General features: G+C 76.3%; 1 protein-coding gene. It reads right to left on the reverse strand.

All coding sequences use genetic code 11. The features are described 5' to 3' along the window. The coding region (locus tag G6048_RS48330; protein ID WP_165345922.1) for a tetratricopeptide repeat protein at window positions 1-853 on the reverse strand (853 nt) is incomplete at both ends.

An 853-nucleotide genomic window follows, 5' to 3' on the forward strand; every position in this document is an offset into this window, starting at 1 on the left:
GTGCCGCCGCGTCGGTCCGGGCCCTTGTTCGTTCTGTCGGCGGAGTTGCGGGCTTGGGTGGCTTCGGTGGGGGCGTTGGCGCGGGTGTAGGCGTCGGCGGCCTGGAGCCAGCAGGCGCGGGCGTCGGAGGGACGGTGGGCGGACTCGTGGGCGAGGGCCAGGTTGTAGAGGGTCTGGCCTGCCCCGTACCAGTCCTCGAACTCCCGGCAGATCTCCAGATCCTTGCCGTACGCCTCGACCGCCTCCCCCACTCGGCCCACCTGCCGCAGGGCGGCGCCGAGGTTGTTCCACGCGGTGCCCTCGCGGTGGCGGTCCCCGGCCGCCCGGTACAGGTCGCGGGCCCGGGTGTGGGCGTCGACCGCCTCTTCCGCCCGGCCCGCCTTCCGCAGGGCGAGGCCGAGGTTGTTCCACGCGATGCCCTCGCGGTGGCGGTCCCCGGCCGCCCGGTACAGGTCGCGGGCCCGGGTGTGGGCGTCGACCGCCTCCCCCACCCTGTCCGCCTCCTGCAGGGCGGCGCCGAGGTTGGTCCACGCGTCGGCCTCGCCGTTGCGGTCCCCGGCCGCCCAGTACAGGTCGCGGGCCCGGGTGTGGGCGTCGACCGCCTCCCCCACCCGGCCCGCCTGCAACAGGGCGATACCGAGGCTGGTCCACGCGCCGGCCTCACGGTGGTGGTCCCCGGCGCGGTGGGCGGCCTCCCGGGCGACACGGGCAACGGTGATCCCGTCGTCGAAGGACCGCCGCCACTCCAGGTACACCGCCAGGCATGCGGCCAGCCGCACCGCCGTGTCCGCGTACCGCTCCTCCCCCGCCCACTGCACCGCTGCCACCAGCCCCGCCCGCTCCCCGTCCAGCC

Origin of the sequence: Streptomyces ureilyticus (assembly GCF_011045025.1) — a bacterium.
GTDB classification, from domain to species: Bacteria; Actinomycetota; Actinomycetes; order Streptomycetales; family Streptomycetaceae; genus Streptomyces; species Streptomyces ureilyticus.